The organism is Streptomyces viridochromogenes, from assembly GCF_001270495.1.
Taxonomy (GTDB): domain Bacteria; phylum Actinomycetota; class Actinomycetes; order Streptomycetales; family Streptomycetaceae; genus Streptomyces; species Streptomyces viridochromogenes_A.
Window position 1 is genome coordinate 48,656 of the sequence record NZ_LGUR01000227.1, and the last position, 12,401, is coordinate 61,056.

The 12,401-nt window shown below is 70.7% G+C and carries 10 protein-coding genes and 3 tRNA genes; 7 read left to right on the forward strand and 6 right to left on the reverse strand.

The window, feature by feature from the left end; genetic code table 11:
* Positions 1–16: 16 nt before the first annotated feature.
* Positions 17–1,129 (reverse strand): sensor histidine kinase, encoded by a 1,113-nt coding sequence (locus ADK36_RS33030; protein ID WP_048584415.1) that lies wholly within the window; start codon positions 1,127–1,129, stop codon positions 17–19.
* The gene (locus ADK36_RS33035; protein WP_030043109.1) at positions 1,126–1,821 is read right to left on the reverse strand and encodes a response regulator; all 696 of its coding nucleotides are present in this window, start codon (positions 1,819–1,821) and stop codon (positions 1,126–1,128) included. The genes ADK36_RS33030 and ADK36_RS33035 overlap by 4 nt, the downstream gene beginning before the upstream one ends.
* A 256-nt stretch (positions 1,822–2,077) precedes the next feature.
* Between ADK36_RS33035 and ADK36_RS51620 the strand changes: the two genes are divergently transcribed.
* The gene (locus tag ADK36_RS51620; RefSeq protein ID WP_425315338.1) at positions 2,078–2,359 is read left to right on the forward strand and encodes a hypothetical protein; all 282 of its coding nucleotides are present in this window, start codon (positions 2,078–2,080) and stop codon (positions 2,357–2,359) included.
* A gap of 14 nt (positions 2,360–2,373) precedes the next feature.
* Complete coding sequence (locus ADK36_RS51625) at positions 2,374–2,982, forward strand: hypothetical protein (protein ID WP_425315339.1); 609 nt, start codon at positions 2,374–2,376, stop codon at positions 2,980–2,982.
* A gap of 231 nt (positions 2,983–3,213) precedes the next feature.
* Here ADK36_RS51625 and ADK36_RS33045 read toward each other — a convergent pair.
* The 3 genes from ADK36_RS33045 to ADK36_RS33055 all read right to left on the reverse strand — a co-directional run bounded on the left by ADK36_RS33045 (position 3,214) and on the right by ADK36_RS33055 (position 3,616).
* Positions 3,214–3,287, reverse strand: a tRNA-Ile gene (locus ADK36_RS33045).
* Positions 3,288–3,465: 178 nt separating this feature from the next.
* Positions 3,466–3,538 (reverse strand) — tRNA-Asn (locus tag ADK36_RS33050).
* Between the two features lie 5 nt (positions 3,539–3,543).
* Positions 3,544–3,616, reverse strand: a tRNA-Asn gene (locus ADK36_RS33055).
* 158 nt (positions 3,617–3,774) lie between these two features.
* On the opposite strand from ADK36_RS33055, the gene ADK36_RS33060 reads away from it, so the two are divergent.
* The 4 genes from ADK36_RS33060 to ADK36_RS33075 all read left to right on the forward strand — a co-directional run bounded on the left by ADK36_RS33060 (position 3,775) and on the right by ADK36_RS33075 (position 9,607).
* The gene (locus ADK36_RS33060; protein WP_048584416.1) at positions 3,775–4,083 is read left to right on the forward strand and encodes a YtxH domain-containing protein; all 309 of its coding nucleotides are present in this window, start codon (positions 3,775–3,777) and stop codon (positions 4,081–4,083) included.
* Between the two features lie 173 nt (positions 4,084–4,256).
* Complete coding sequence (locus tag ADK36_RS33065; RefSeq protein ID WP_078916498.1) at positions 4,257–5,714, forward strand: xylulokinase; 1,458 nt, start codon at positions 4,257–4,259, stop codon at positions 5,712–5,714.
* 180 nt (positions 5,715–5,894) lie between these two features.
* Positions 5,895–7,628: an ABC transporter ATP-binding protein gene (locus tag ADK36_RS33070; protein ID WP_048584418.1), complete on the forward strand. Its 1,734-nt coding sequence runs from the start codon at positions 5,895–5,897 to the stop codon at positions 7,626–7,628.
* Positions 7,628–9,607, forward strand: a complete 1,980-nt coding sequence (locus ADK36_RS33075; RefSeq protein ID WP_048584419.1) for an ABC transporter ATP-binding protein — start codon at positions 7,628–7,630, stop codon at positions 9,605–9,607. Before ADK36_RS33070 ends, ADK36_RS33075 begins: the two co-directional genes overlap by 1 nt.
* Before the next feature lie 121 nt (positions 9,608–9,728).
* On the opposite strand, the gene ADK36_RS33080 is transcribed toward ADK36_RS33075, so the two are convergent.
* The gene (locus ADK36_RS33080) at positions 9,729–11,039 is read right to left on the reverse strand and encodes an RNA polymerase sigma factor (RefSeq protein WP_048584420.1); all 1,311 of its coding nucleotides are present in this window, start codon (positions 11,037–11,039) and stop codon (positions 9,729–9,731) included.
* Positions 11,040–11,578: 539 nt separating this feature from the next.
* On the opposite strand from ADK36_RS33080, the gene ADK36_RS33085 reads away from it, so the two are divergent.
* A partial coding sequence (locus ADK36_RS33085; RefSeq protein WP_053200076.1) for a lytic transglycosylase domain-containing protein occupies positions 11,579–12,401 on the forward strand: 823 nt, incomplete at its 3' end.

Below are 12,401 nucleotides of genomic sequence, written 5' to 3' on the forward strand. Positions count from 1 at the left end.
CCGACAGAACAGCATGTCAGTCCGCGCTCAGGGGAACCCACAGCCGCACCCGGTAGCCGCCCTGAGCAGTCGGGCCCGCGTCCAGGGTGCCGTGCAGGATCTCGGCCCGTTCCCGCAGGCCGACCAAGCCCTGCTGCGAACCGGGCAAGGAGAGGGAGGGGCGCGTGGGAGGGGTGTTGGTGACGGTCACTCCGATACCGTCCCCGTCCTGCCACAGCTCGACGCGAGCGTTGGCGCCGGGGGCGTGCTTGCGGACGTTGGTCAGCGCCTCCTGAACCGTGCGGTAAAGGGCGCGTTGGGCAGGCGTGCCCACGGTGGGCGGCAGCTCACCCGTCAGCTCCGTGTGAGTGCCGCTGGATTCCACCAGTTTGCGCAGGTCGGCCAAGGTGGGCTGCGGCGTCAGCTCAGTGGATTTGCCGCCCGAGGCACGCAGCAGCGTGACCATGGTGCGCAGCTCGTCGAGGGTGGTGACGCTCAGCGAACGGATCGTGCGGGCGGCCTCCTTGGCGTCCGCGTCCTTGGCGGCGACCTGCAACGCCCCGGCCCGTACGGCGATCAGGCTGACCTGGTGGGAGACCACGTCGTGCATCTCGCGGGCCAGCTGGGCGCGTTCACGGGCGAGCACGGCCTGGGCGTGCAGGGTCCGCTCGTGCTCCCTGGCCTCCTCGACCTCGGCCAGCCGCCGCGCCAGGTCCCGTCGTGCCTGGAGAAGCTGGCCGAACAGGACCGGGGCGACGCTGGTTGCCAGGCCGTACACGAAGAAGACCAGGGTCATGGTCCGGTACTCCGCGGCCAGGGGCCACGGAGTACTGCTCGCGACGGCGGCCAGGACGACGCACACCGCGAGGAGACGGCGGTTGCGGGAGCGTTCGGCCAGCGTGAACAGCGCCGCGAGCACAGCGACGGCGACATCCTGCATCAGCGCGATGGGCAGGGTGAGCAGGAAGACGCCGAGCGGGAACCTGCGCCGGAAAGCCAACGCGGCGCAGCCGACCGCGGCCAGCGTGACCTCGAGACGCGTGTGCTCCCACATGTCCACCACCAGCACGTCCACGGCCGCCACCGCCACCAGGACGATGTCGACGACCGGCGCGGGAACCCGCTGCCACACGGCACGTGCACGGCTCATCGGCCGGCCTCCGACCGCGGGCGCTCGTCGAGCAGCCCGGCCCGCTGCGCCAGCAGCGCGGCCTGCACCCGGCTCGTCACCCGCAGCTTCGTGAGGATCGCGCTGACGTGGTCCTTCACCGTGCCCGCCCCCAGGTGGATGCGCGCCCCGATGTCGGCGTTCGACAGTCCCTCCGCCACCAGGACGAGGACGTCGCGCTCCCGCGCGGTGAGCAGCCGGACCCGCGCGGCCTCCTCGTCGACGGCCGCCTCGGTGCCGGGGTGGCTGTGCAGCAGCGTCCGCGACGCCTTGGGCGACAGCACCACACCGCCCGCGACCAGGGTCCGCACCAGGTGGGCAAGCTGCTCCGGCTCCGTGTCCTTGAGCAGGAAGCCGGCCGCGCCGGAGTTCAGCGCGGTCAGGATGTACTCGTCGGCGTCGAACGTGGTCAGCATCGCCACCACCGGCGGATCCGGCATCGTCCGCAGCTCGCGCAGGACGGTGAGCCCGTCGACGTCCGGCATCCGGATGTCCAGCAGCACCACGTCCGGCCGCTCCCGCCGGACGGCCTCCACCGCGTGGCCGCCGCTCGCGGTCGCGACGACCTCGATGTCCTCGGACGCGCCCAGAATGAGTTCGAAGCCCGAGCGGACCAGTGCCTCGTCGTCGACCACCACTACCCGGATCACGCGCTCCGCCTCACCTTCGTTCATGCCGTCCGGCCCATGTCGACTCGACCCTAAAGCCACGTAGAGCTCTTGCGGCCCGGCGAGCGGCAGCTCCAGCCACACGGCGGGGTAGCACCCACCACTCAGCAGGGACACGGCAGCCTTCTGCCGGATAGTCCATGATCGGCCCGGGTCTCCAGCCTGAGGGTCATGGCCCATCACCCAGACTCCCCGCCGCTTACGGCCGACGCGCCGTCCCCCCGAACGCGAGCGCGGCGAGCCCTCGACCGGCGCGCCCGGCGTGGGCCGGCTGATCGGGCTGGACCTGGCCCGCGGCCTGGCCGTCTTCGGCATGTACGCGGTCCACGTAGGCCCCGCCCCCAGCCAGGGCGGGGTCATCGGCTTCCTGATGGAACTGGCGCAAGGCCGCTCATCCGCCCTGTTCGCCGTCCTGGCCGGCTTCGCGGTCGCCCTCATCACCGGCCGCCGCACACCGAAGACCGGCCTGGCCGGCCGGCAGGCCGTCGCCAAGGTGATCATCAGGGCCGTGATCCTGCTGGCCCTTGGCACCGCCCTGCCCTGACGGGCACCCCGGTCGTGCCGATCCTCGCTTTCTACGGACTGTTCTTCCTGCTCGTGCTGCCGCTGTACCGGCTGGGCGCCAAGCCACTGGCGTTGATCGCCGCAGGATGGGCCCTGGTAGGCCCGCAGCTGCTGTACGCGCTGAAGCCGGTGGTCGGCGGCCGCGTGTTCCTCTCCTACGGCCAGGCCGACGGCCTCGTCTCACTGTTCTTCACCGGCGGTTATCCGGCCCTGACCTGGGTCCCGTTCGTGATCTCGGCGGCGGGCGGGCATACCTCCGTTGAGGGGTGTGCGGCCGCCGCCGAGCCCTGCCGGTTCTGGTGCCAGGTCCCGTCGGTGGAACCAAGCCCACCCGCGCCTGCACACCGGATCACGTCACGCCTGAGCAGTGGCCATCGATGCCTCTCGATGGACGGGATGAGCAGGAGCACCGGTGCGGCTGTAGTGGGGCGCGACCCGCCCAGTCCGGCCCGTCCCGCCATGTCTGCCGGTCCTTTCCGGGCCGTTTCCAGTACGGGCCGTTCTCGCGTCCCAGCTCGGACCGCACCCCATTCGGGCGGCCTCCGTACCCAGCGGCCGACCCAGCAGAGCCGCCTACTCGAAGGTCCCTGGCAGCACTTCTGAATCCTCGCGTCCAGCCAGCGTCCAGAATCCGGCACCCAAGGACTCGTACGCGCCACCCGCGGGAACCTGCCCCGTCGTCAGACCACGAAATTCGCGCAGGTCAGAGCGATGCGGCCTAACACCGACCACAACGGAGCCGAACTCACGAGCAGCGGATTCAGTTCGTTCAAGCAAAGTTGACGATCCGACAGGACAAAATGAACGTTTCCGCAGGTCAGGGACCTGCACAGGTGGGGCGGGTGGGACTCGAACCCACGGCCGACGGATTATGAGTCCGCTGCTCTAACCGGCTGAGCTACCGCCCCATAGCGGCGTGTCGCGTACATGTGTGCGCGCCGTCTGCCGCAGCATAGCCGCTCATACGATCTCCTGCTTCGTATGGTCGACTTCGCATGCCCAGAAGGACTCCGCCACGACCTGCACGGTTCCACGACAGGTGATCAGACATGAAAAAGGACCCCTACGGGGTCCTCGTTCAGCATGCTCCCCCGACTGGACTCGAACCAGTAACCTGCCGGTTAACAGCCGGCTGCTCTGCCAATTGAGCTACGGAGGACCGAGCTCCCCCGACTGGACTCGAACCAGTAACCTGCCGGTTAACAGCCGGCTGCTCTGCCAATTGAGCTACGGAGGAATGCCTCGTTGCATCGAACGCACCTACCTGGGTATTCGCCAGAGGGCGTGCGCTCGCTGCGACACATACATTAGCGCAAGCAGGGGGGTGCTCCGCCAATCGGTTCCCCCCGGCACCGACGCCGCACCAGGGACCTACGCAAGGGAAGGGTGGCCGCCATGCGCTACCGGCTCACGTTCGTCATCGGACTCGCCGTCGGCTACGTCCTCGGCACACGCGCCGGACGCGAGCGCTACGAGCAGCTGAAGAAGACCGCCCGGGACATCTCCCAGAACCCCGCGGTCCGCAACACCGCCGAGTCGGCCGCCCAACAGGGCCGCCACTTCGCGGGCAAGGCCTACCACACGGTCAGCGACAAGGTCTCCGACCGAGTCCCCACCTCCGTAGCCGACCGAGTCCGCGCACTGCGGGAACGCAGCGCCCACAACGGCGGCGCGGAAGACGACTGGGGCACGAGCAACACCTAGCGGCACTTCTGGACGCCGGTGACCGCCACGCTCCAAGGGGCGCGGGGCTGTGTCGGTATGCGGCTCCGCCGTGGGACGCGACCAGCCACAACGAACCCGCGCCCGAAAGCCGCCCCGAACCGCCACGGCGCCCACGGCCCGAGCCAGCGCAGCGCTACGGCACAATTTGGGCCATGGGGATAGTCGCCGGGTTGGACAGTTCGCCCGATTTCACGCGCATCGTCGTATGCGACACGGACTCAGGGGCCGTGCTCAGGCAGGGGTACGCCCCGCATCCGGTGGACTCGCCGGACGGCGGCGGCTCCCGCCCCTCCGACGTCGATCCGCAGGCCTGGCTGCTGTCCCTGGGGGAGGCAGCCGGCGGCGGGCTTCTCGAAGGTGTGCAGGCCATCGGCGTGTCGGCGCAGCAGAACGCGGTGGTCCCGCTCGACGCGCAGGGCAACACCGTGCGCCCGGCGATGGTCGGCGGCGACAAGCGGGCGCAGGTCGCGGCGGCCGATCTGGTCGACGCGCTGGGCGGCCGGGAGGCGTGGGCGCAGGCCGTGGGGTGTGTGCCGCAGGCCGCGCAGCCGGTGACCAAGTTGCGCTGGCTCGCCAAGACCGAGCCCGAGCACGCCGTACGCTCCGCCGTCCTCATGCAGGCGCACGACTGGCTGGTGTGGCAGCTGCTCGGGCGGCCCGTGAGAAGGACCACAGATCGGGGCGGGGCCTCCGGGACGGGGTACTGGTCCGCGGCCACCGGCGCCTACCGCAGCGATCTCGTCGAGCTGGCGCTCGGCCATCAGGCGATGCTGCCCGAGGTGATCGGGCCGGCGGAGGCGGCGGGTACGACCCCCGAAGGGCTCCTCATCTCGGCGGGGACGGGCGAGACCATGGCCGCCGCGTTCGGGCTCGGGATCGGGCTGGGCGACGCGGTCGTCTCGCTCGGCGCCTCCGGGTCGGTGATGGCCGTTCATCCCGAGGCGCTCGTCGACAGTTCCGGGATGATCACCTCCCTGGCCGACGCGACCGGCATGCACCTCCCGGTGGTCACCACCCTCAACGCCGTGCGCACCCTGCGCGGCGCCGCCGAACTTCTCGGCGTGCCCGACCTGGAGGGTCTGTCCGACCTGGCGATGAAGTCGACGCCGGGGTCGCACGGGCTCGTACTGCTGCCGTATCTGGAGGGTGAGCGGACGCCGAGTCTGCCGCACACCGCGGGCACGCTGACAGGGCTGCGGCGGGAGTCGATGAAGCCGGAGCATCTGGCGCGGGCCGCTTTCGAGGGCATGCTGTGCGGGCTCGCGGACGCGCTGGACGTGCTGCGCGGCCGGGGCGTCGAGGTGCGGCGGATCTTCCTGCTGGGCGCGGCGGCCGAGCTGCCCGCGGTGCAGGCGGCGGCGCCGTCGCTGTTCGGGACGCAGGTCGTCGTACCGCAGCCGGCGGACTACGCGGCGATCGGCGCCGCCCGGCAGGCAGCGTGGGCGCTCGGGGTGTCGCAGGGCACCCTCGACCCGCGCACTCCGCCGGTCTGGCAGGGCGCGGCCGCGCAGGTCCTGGAGCCCGGCGAGGAGCTGGCGGTGGGGCAGGCCGTGCGGCAGCAGTTCGTGTCGGTGCGGGACCAGACGCATCCCGGGGCGTTCCGGTCGTAGGGAAGGCCAGGGAGGGCGGAGCGGAACTTAAGAGACCGGTAGGAGTCGTACCCGTAAGGCCGTACGGAGTCGCGCTGACGGCTTAATCGGTTGAGGTAACGCGGGTGGAGTGTTCGACGATAGGGGCCAAGGGCAACCAATCGCCCCCATCGCCGATCCGCCCACTCCGAGAGAAGCAGCGTGCTCATACGACTTCTGCGCACCTATCTCAGGCCCTACCGAAAACCCCTCGCGTGGCTGGTGCTGCTGCAGTTCCTGCAGACCTGCGCCACGCTCTACCTGCCCACGCTGAACGCGGACATCATCGACCAGGGCGTAGTCAACGGCGACACCGGCTACATCCTGTCCTACGGCGCCCTGATGATCGGCATCTCGCTGGCGCAGGTCGTGTGCAACATCGGTGCCGTGTACTACGGCGCCCGGACCGCGGCGGCGCTGGGCCGGGACGTGCGGGCCGCCGTCTTCGACCGGGTGCAGTCGTTCTCGGCGCGTGAGGTCGGCCACTTCGGCGCGCCCTCGCTGATCACCCGGACCACCAACGACGTCCAGCAGGTGCAGATGCTGGCGTTGATGACGTTCACGCTGATGGTGTCGGCGCCGATCATGTGCGTGGGCGGCATCGTGCTCGCCCTCGGCCTGGACGTGCCGCTGTCCGCGGTGCTGGTCGCCGTGGTGCCCGTCCTCGGCATCAGCGTGACCCTGATCGTGCGGCGGCTGCGGCCGCTGTTCCGGACCATGCAGGAGCGGCTCGACACGGTGAACCGGGTGCTGCGCGAGCAGATCACCGGCAACCGGGTGATCCGCGCCTTCGTGCGCGACGAGTACGAGCAGCAGCGCTTCAGGAAGTCCAACACCGAGCTCACCGAGATGGCGATGGGCACCGGCAACCTGCTCGCGCTGATGTTCCCGATCGTCATGACGGTGGTGAACCTGTCGTCGATCGCGGTGGTCTGGTTCGGGGCCCATCGCATCGACAGCGGCGGGATGCAGATCGGTGACCTGACCGCGTTCCTCGCCTATCTCATGCAGATCGTGATGTCCGTGATGATGGCCACCTTCATGTTCATGATGGTGCCGCGCGCGGAGGTGTGCGCCGAGCGCGTCCAGGAGGTCCTGGACACGTCGTCGAGCGTGGTGCCGCCGGTCGCGCCGGTGCGGGAGCTGCGCCGGCACGGTCATCTGGAGATCCGGGGCGCCGGGTTCCGCTACCCGGGTGCCGAGGAAGCGGTGCTCAAGGCGATCGATCTGGTCGCGCTGCCGGGTGAGACGACGGCCGTGATCGGCTCGACGGGCAGCGGGAAGTCGACCCTGCTGGGGCTCGTCCCCCGGCTGTTCGACGCGACCGACGGGCAGGTGCTCGTGGACGGGGAGGACGTGGCGGACCTGGATCCCCGGCTGCTGGCGAAGACCGTGAGCCTCGTGCCGCAGAAGCCGTACCTGTTCGCCGGGACGGTGGCGACCAACCTTCGCTACGGCAACCCTGACGCGACGGACGAGGAGCTGTGGCACGCGCTGGAGGTGGCGCAGGCCAAGGGGTTCGTGGAGCGGCTGGAGAACGGGCTCGACTCCCCCATCGCGCAGGGCGGCACGAATGTGTCCGGCGGTCAGCGGCAGCGGCTCGCGATCGCCCGCACCCTCGTGCAACGCCCGGAGATCTACCTCTTCGACGACTCCTTCTCCGCCCTCGACTACGCCACCGACGCCGCGCTGCGGGCGGCGCTCGCACGCGAGACCGCCGAGGCGACCGTCGTCATCGTCGCCCAGCGGGTGGCGACCATCCGGGACGCGGACCGGATCGTCGTGCTCGACGAGGGGCGGGTCGTCGGCACGGGCCGGCACCACGAGCTGATGGCGGACAACGAGACATACCGGGAGATCGTGCTCTCCCAGCTGACGGAAGCGGAGGCTGCCTGATGGCCGGGCCGATGGGGCGGATGATGGCCGGCGGCGGCCCCGACCAGCACTCGCTGGACTTCAAGGTGTCGGGCAGGCGGCTCGTCGCCCAGTTCAAGCCCGAACGGCTCACCATCTACGCGCTGCTGCTCTGCGTGGTCGTGAGCGTGGGCCTGTCGGTCGCCGGGCCGAAGATCCTCGGTGAGGCGACCGACCTGGTCTTCTCGGGCATCGTCGGGCGGCAGTTCGAGCCCGGGATGACCAAGGAGCAGGTCCTCACGGCGATGCGGGAGCGGGGCGACGACCAGATCGCCGACATGCTGCGCAGCACCGACTTCACGCCGGGCGAGGGCATCGACTTCGGCGCGGTCGGGAACGTACTGCTGTTCGCGCTCGTCGTGTTCCTCGTCGCCGGCCTGCTGATGGCGGTGGCGACGCGGCTGGTGAACCGGTCCGTGAACCGGACCATGTACCGGATGCGCGAGGACGTGCAGGCGAAGCTGTCGCGGCTGCCGCTGTCGTACTTCGACAAGCGTCAGCGCGGCGAGGTGCTGTCCCGCGCCACGAACGACATCGACAACATCGGGCAGACGCTCCAGCAGTCGATGGGGCAGCTCATCAACTCGGTGCTGACCATCATCGGGGTCCTGGCGATGATGTTCTGGGTGTCGTGGCTGCTGGCGCTGGTCGCGCTGGTGACCGTGCCGCTGTCGTTCTTCGTCGCCACGCGGGTCGGCAAGCGGTCACAGCCGCACTTCGTGGCGCAGTGGCGCTCGACCGGCAAGCTCAACGCGCACGTCGAGGAGATGTACACCGGGCACACGCTGGTCAAGGTGTTCGGGCGGCAGCAGGAGTCGGCGCAGCAGTTCGCCGAGCAGAACGAGGCGCTGTACGAGGCGGGCTTCAAGGCGCAGTTCAACAGCGGTGTGATGCAGCCGCTGATGCTGTTCGTGTCGAACATCAACTACGTCCTGGTGGCGGTCGTCGGCGGTCTGCGGGTCGCGTCGGGCTCGCTGTCGATCGGTGACGTGCAGGCCTTCATCCAGTACTCGCGGCAGTTCTCGATGCCGCTGACGCAGGTCGCGTCGATGGCGAACCTCGTGCAGTCCGGTGTCGCCTCGGCGGAGCGGATCTTCGAACTCCTGGACGCGGAGGAACAGGAGGCCGATCCCGTGCCGGGCGTGCGGCCGGAGGAGCTGCGGGGCCGGGTGGCGCTGGAGGAGGTCTCCTTCCGGTACGACCCCGAGAAGCCGCTGATCGAGGACCTGTCGCTGACGGTGGAACCCGGGCACACGGTCGCGATCGTCGGTCCGACGGGTGCGGGCAAGACGACGCTGGTGAACCTGCTGATGCGGTTCTACGACGTCTCGTCCGGGCGTATCACCCTCGACGGGGTCGACATCGCGCGGATGTCCCGGGACGAACTGCGGGCCGGGATCGGGATGGTGCTGCAGGACACGTGGCTGTTCGGCGGCACGATCGCGGAGAACATCGCGTACGGGGCCGGAATCGAAAGGGCGGCGCGAAGCGCCTCCGGCAAGGGTGGTGGTGGGCGACGGGTGGGCGTGTCCCGGGGCGAGATCGAGGAGGCGGCGCGGGCCGCCCACGCCGACCGGTTCATCCGTACGCTGCCCGACGGGTACGACACGGTGATCGACGACGAGGGGTCGGGGGTCAGCGCGGGTGAGAAGCAGCTGATCACCATCGCGCGGGCGTTCCTGTCCGACCCGGTGATCCTGGTGCTGGACGAGGCGACGTCGTCCGTCGACACCCGGACCGAGGTGCTCATCCAGAAGGCGATGGCGAAGCTCGCGCACGGGCGTACGTCGTTCGTCATCGCGCACCGTCTGTCGACGATCCGGGACGCGGACACCATCCTCGTCATGGAGAACGGCTCGATCGTGGAACAGGGGGCGCACGGGGAGCTGTTGGCGGCCGACGGGGCGTATGCGCGGTTGTACAAGGCGCAGTTCGCGCAGGCGGTGGCGGAGGTGGACTGACGGCTGCGGACCCGTTGTGGCTGGTCGCGCAGTTCCCCGCGCCCCTGAAGGGGCGTTAGCTGCACGTACCTAAGGGGCGCGGGGAACTGCGCGACCAACCCCCACCGGCCCGCAGACGACGTCAGTCCAGATAGCCCCTCAGCTGATCCGCAAACGCATGGTCCCTCAGCTTGTTGAGGGTCTTCGACTCGATCTGGCGGATGCGCTCCCGCGTCACGCCGAAGATGCGGCCTATCTCCTCCAGCGTGCGGGGGCGGCCGTCCGCCAGCCCGTAACGGAGTTGGACGACCTTCCGCTCACGCTCCCCCAGAGTCGACAGGACCGCCTCCAGGTGCTCCCGTAGGAGCAGGAACGCCGCCGACTCGACCGGGGACGTCGCGTCGCCGTCCTCGATGAGGTCGCCGAGGGCCACGTCGTCCTCCTCACCCACGGGCGCGTGCAGCGACACCGGTTCCTGGGCCAGGCGCAGGACCTCGCTGACCCGCTCGGGCGGGAGGTCGAGGTGGGCGGCCACCTCCTCCGGCGTCGGTTCGTAGCCGCGCTCCTGGAGCATGCGGCGCTGGACGCGGACGACCCGGTTGATCAGCTCCACCACGTGGACGGGGACGCGGATCGTGCGGGCCTGGTCGGCGAGGGCGCGGGACATGGCCTGGCGGATCCACCAGGTGGCGTACGTCGAGAACTTGTAGCCGCGGGCGTAGTCGAACTTCTCGACGGCCCGGATCAGACCGAGGTTGCCCTCCTGGACGAGGTCGAGCATGGTCAGGCCACGTCCGACGTACCGCTTGGCGACCGAGACCACCAGGCGCAGGTTCGCCTCGATCAGGCGCCGCTTGGCCATGCGGCCCATCACGACCAGGCGGTCCAGGTCGAGGGCGAGCCGGCTCTCCAGGTCGGGGGTGGTGCTCAGCTTCTCCTCGGCGAACAGGCCGGCCTCGACACGGCGGGCGAGTTCGACCTCCTCGGCCGCGGTGAGGAGGGGGATACGGCCGATCTCCCGCAGGTACTGGCGGAACAGGTCGGAGGAGGGGCCGCTGGTGTCGGCGCGGGCACGGGCCGGCACGGGTGCTTCGACCGGCTCGGCGGTGTCGACGGCGTCCAGGGCTCCGGCGGGCGGTTCCGCCGGCTCGGTCGGCGTGGCCTCCGGCTCCGCCTCGGGGTGGTGCGCGACACGGCTCTGCGGCGGCACCGCGACGAGAACGTCGGTCTCCGCGTCCGGCTCCGTGCCGTCGGTACTGGCGTCGGTCTGGATGAGGGTCTGGGTCTGCACGGGGGCGACCTCCAGGATGATCGCTGCCGAGGCGTACGGCAGCGCTGCTTCGAGGGCGGAGTCGGCGGCCTCGCCGCTGTCCGTCCCGTACGCGATGAGCGGAACCGCGGGGGTGTGGGACCCGTGGGGAACGGATCGGCCGCGCTCCGAGGACTCAGGCACCGGAACCCAGTGTGGAGTACGACACATCGCCGCCACGAGGGGCGTGCGGTGACTTTTTGCGTCCGGTCCGTGACCGCGTGTCCGACAGGCGTCCCACCCTCGGGCGGCCCGTCGGGGTCGAGGTCGCCCTGCGGGGTGAGGTACTCGCACATCCGCCGCGGCCCGAAGACGTCCGCGCCCTGAACGCCGGTTGGGTCGCCCAGCAGCCCGGCAACCGTGTGGTCCCCCCGGCGGTCAAGGTCCCCTCCGCCGCGGACGTCGTCACGGGTGAGCACTCGGACCCCCTGGACGTCCTGACGGTCGAGTGTGCGGGCCTCGTCGGGGCGGCCCAGCATCGGGGCGCGCATCCGGTGGACCAACGGGCGGAGGAGACGTCGAGCGGGGCGCGGAGTCCGCCGTGGTGGCACGCTCGCAAACCGTGCGACGGACCCGCCCCCCTGCCCCGTAGAGCAGACGACAGCAGTCCACAGGGAGGGGAGCGGGGCGTGGCAGGGCACAGGGGCAGACGCGTGCGTGGTACGGCGGCCGCGCTGGCGGCGATGGCGGCGCTGACCGCGTCACAGGCGCCGGGAACGGCCCCGGCACGGGCCTCCGCGCCGGCACCGGGGCAGACACCGGCCGAGCAGGGGCCGAGCGTCTCCGGGGACACCCCGTACCGCACCGAGCTGCCGCCGCTGCGGAGCGGGAAGCCGGACGGCGATGACGAGGCATCGGCGGAGACGGCCGCCGCACTTCCGGCGAGCGTGTTCGCCGCATACCGGCGCGCGGAGCAGCGGCTTGCGCGTGAGGCGCCCGGCTGCCGGCTGAGGTGGCAGTTGCTGGCGGCGATCGGGCAGGTGGAGTCCGGGCAGGCGCGGGGCGGCCGGGTGACACCGGACGGCACGACCGTGACGCCGATCCTCGGCCCCCGGCTGGACGGCGTGGCCTTCGCGCTGATCCGGGACACCGACGGCGGTGCCCACGACGGCGACACCGCGTACGACCGCGCGGTCGGGCCGATGCAGTTCATCCCGTCGACATGGGCCCGCTGGGGCGCGGACGGCAACGGTGACGGGCGCAGGGATCCGAACAACGTCTTCGACGCGTCCCTCGCCGCCGGACGCTATCTGTGCGCGGGCGGGCGGGACCTGTCCGACCCGGCGGGCCTCGACAGGGCGATCCTCGGCTACAACCACTCGGCGGCCTATCTGCGCACGGTCAGGGCCTGGTACGCGTACTTCCTGGAAGGGCACCGGGTGGTGCCGGACAGCTCGGCCGGTTCCCCGGCACGCCCCGAGCCGTCGCGGTCGCCCTCGAAGCCGGAGGATGCCTCACCGCCACGCCCCTCCGCCCGTCCGAGTGCCACCCCGTCCCCCGGCCCGT

Bases quoted from the DNA above. Each gene is read 5' to 3' on its own strand.
- ADK36_RS33065 (WP_078916498.1), top strand. From the start codon at position 4,257: ATGGGGATAGTCGCCGGGTTGGACAGTTCGCCCGATTTCACGCGCATC.
- ADK36_RS33030 (WP_048584415.1), bottom strand. From the start codon at position 1,129: ATGAGCCGTGCACGTGCCGTGTGGCAGCGGGTTCCCGCGCCGGTCGTC.
- ADK36_RS33035 (WP_030043109.1), bottom strand. From the start codon at position 1,821: ATGAACGAAGGTGAGGCGGAGCGCGTGATCCGGGTAGTGGTGGTCGAC.
- ADK36_RS33060 (WP_048584416.1), top strand. From the start codon at position 3,775: ATGCGCTACCGGCTCACGTTCGTCATCGGACTCGCCGTCGGCTACGTC.
- ADK36_RS33075 (WP_048584419.1), top strand. From the start codon at position 7,628: ATGGCCGGGCCGATGGGGCGGATGATGGCCGGCGGCGGCCCCGACCAG.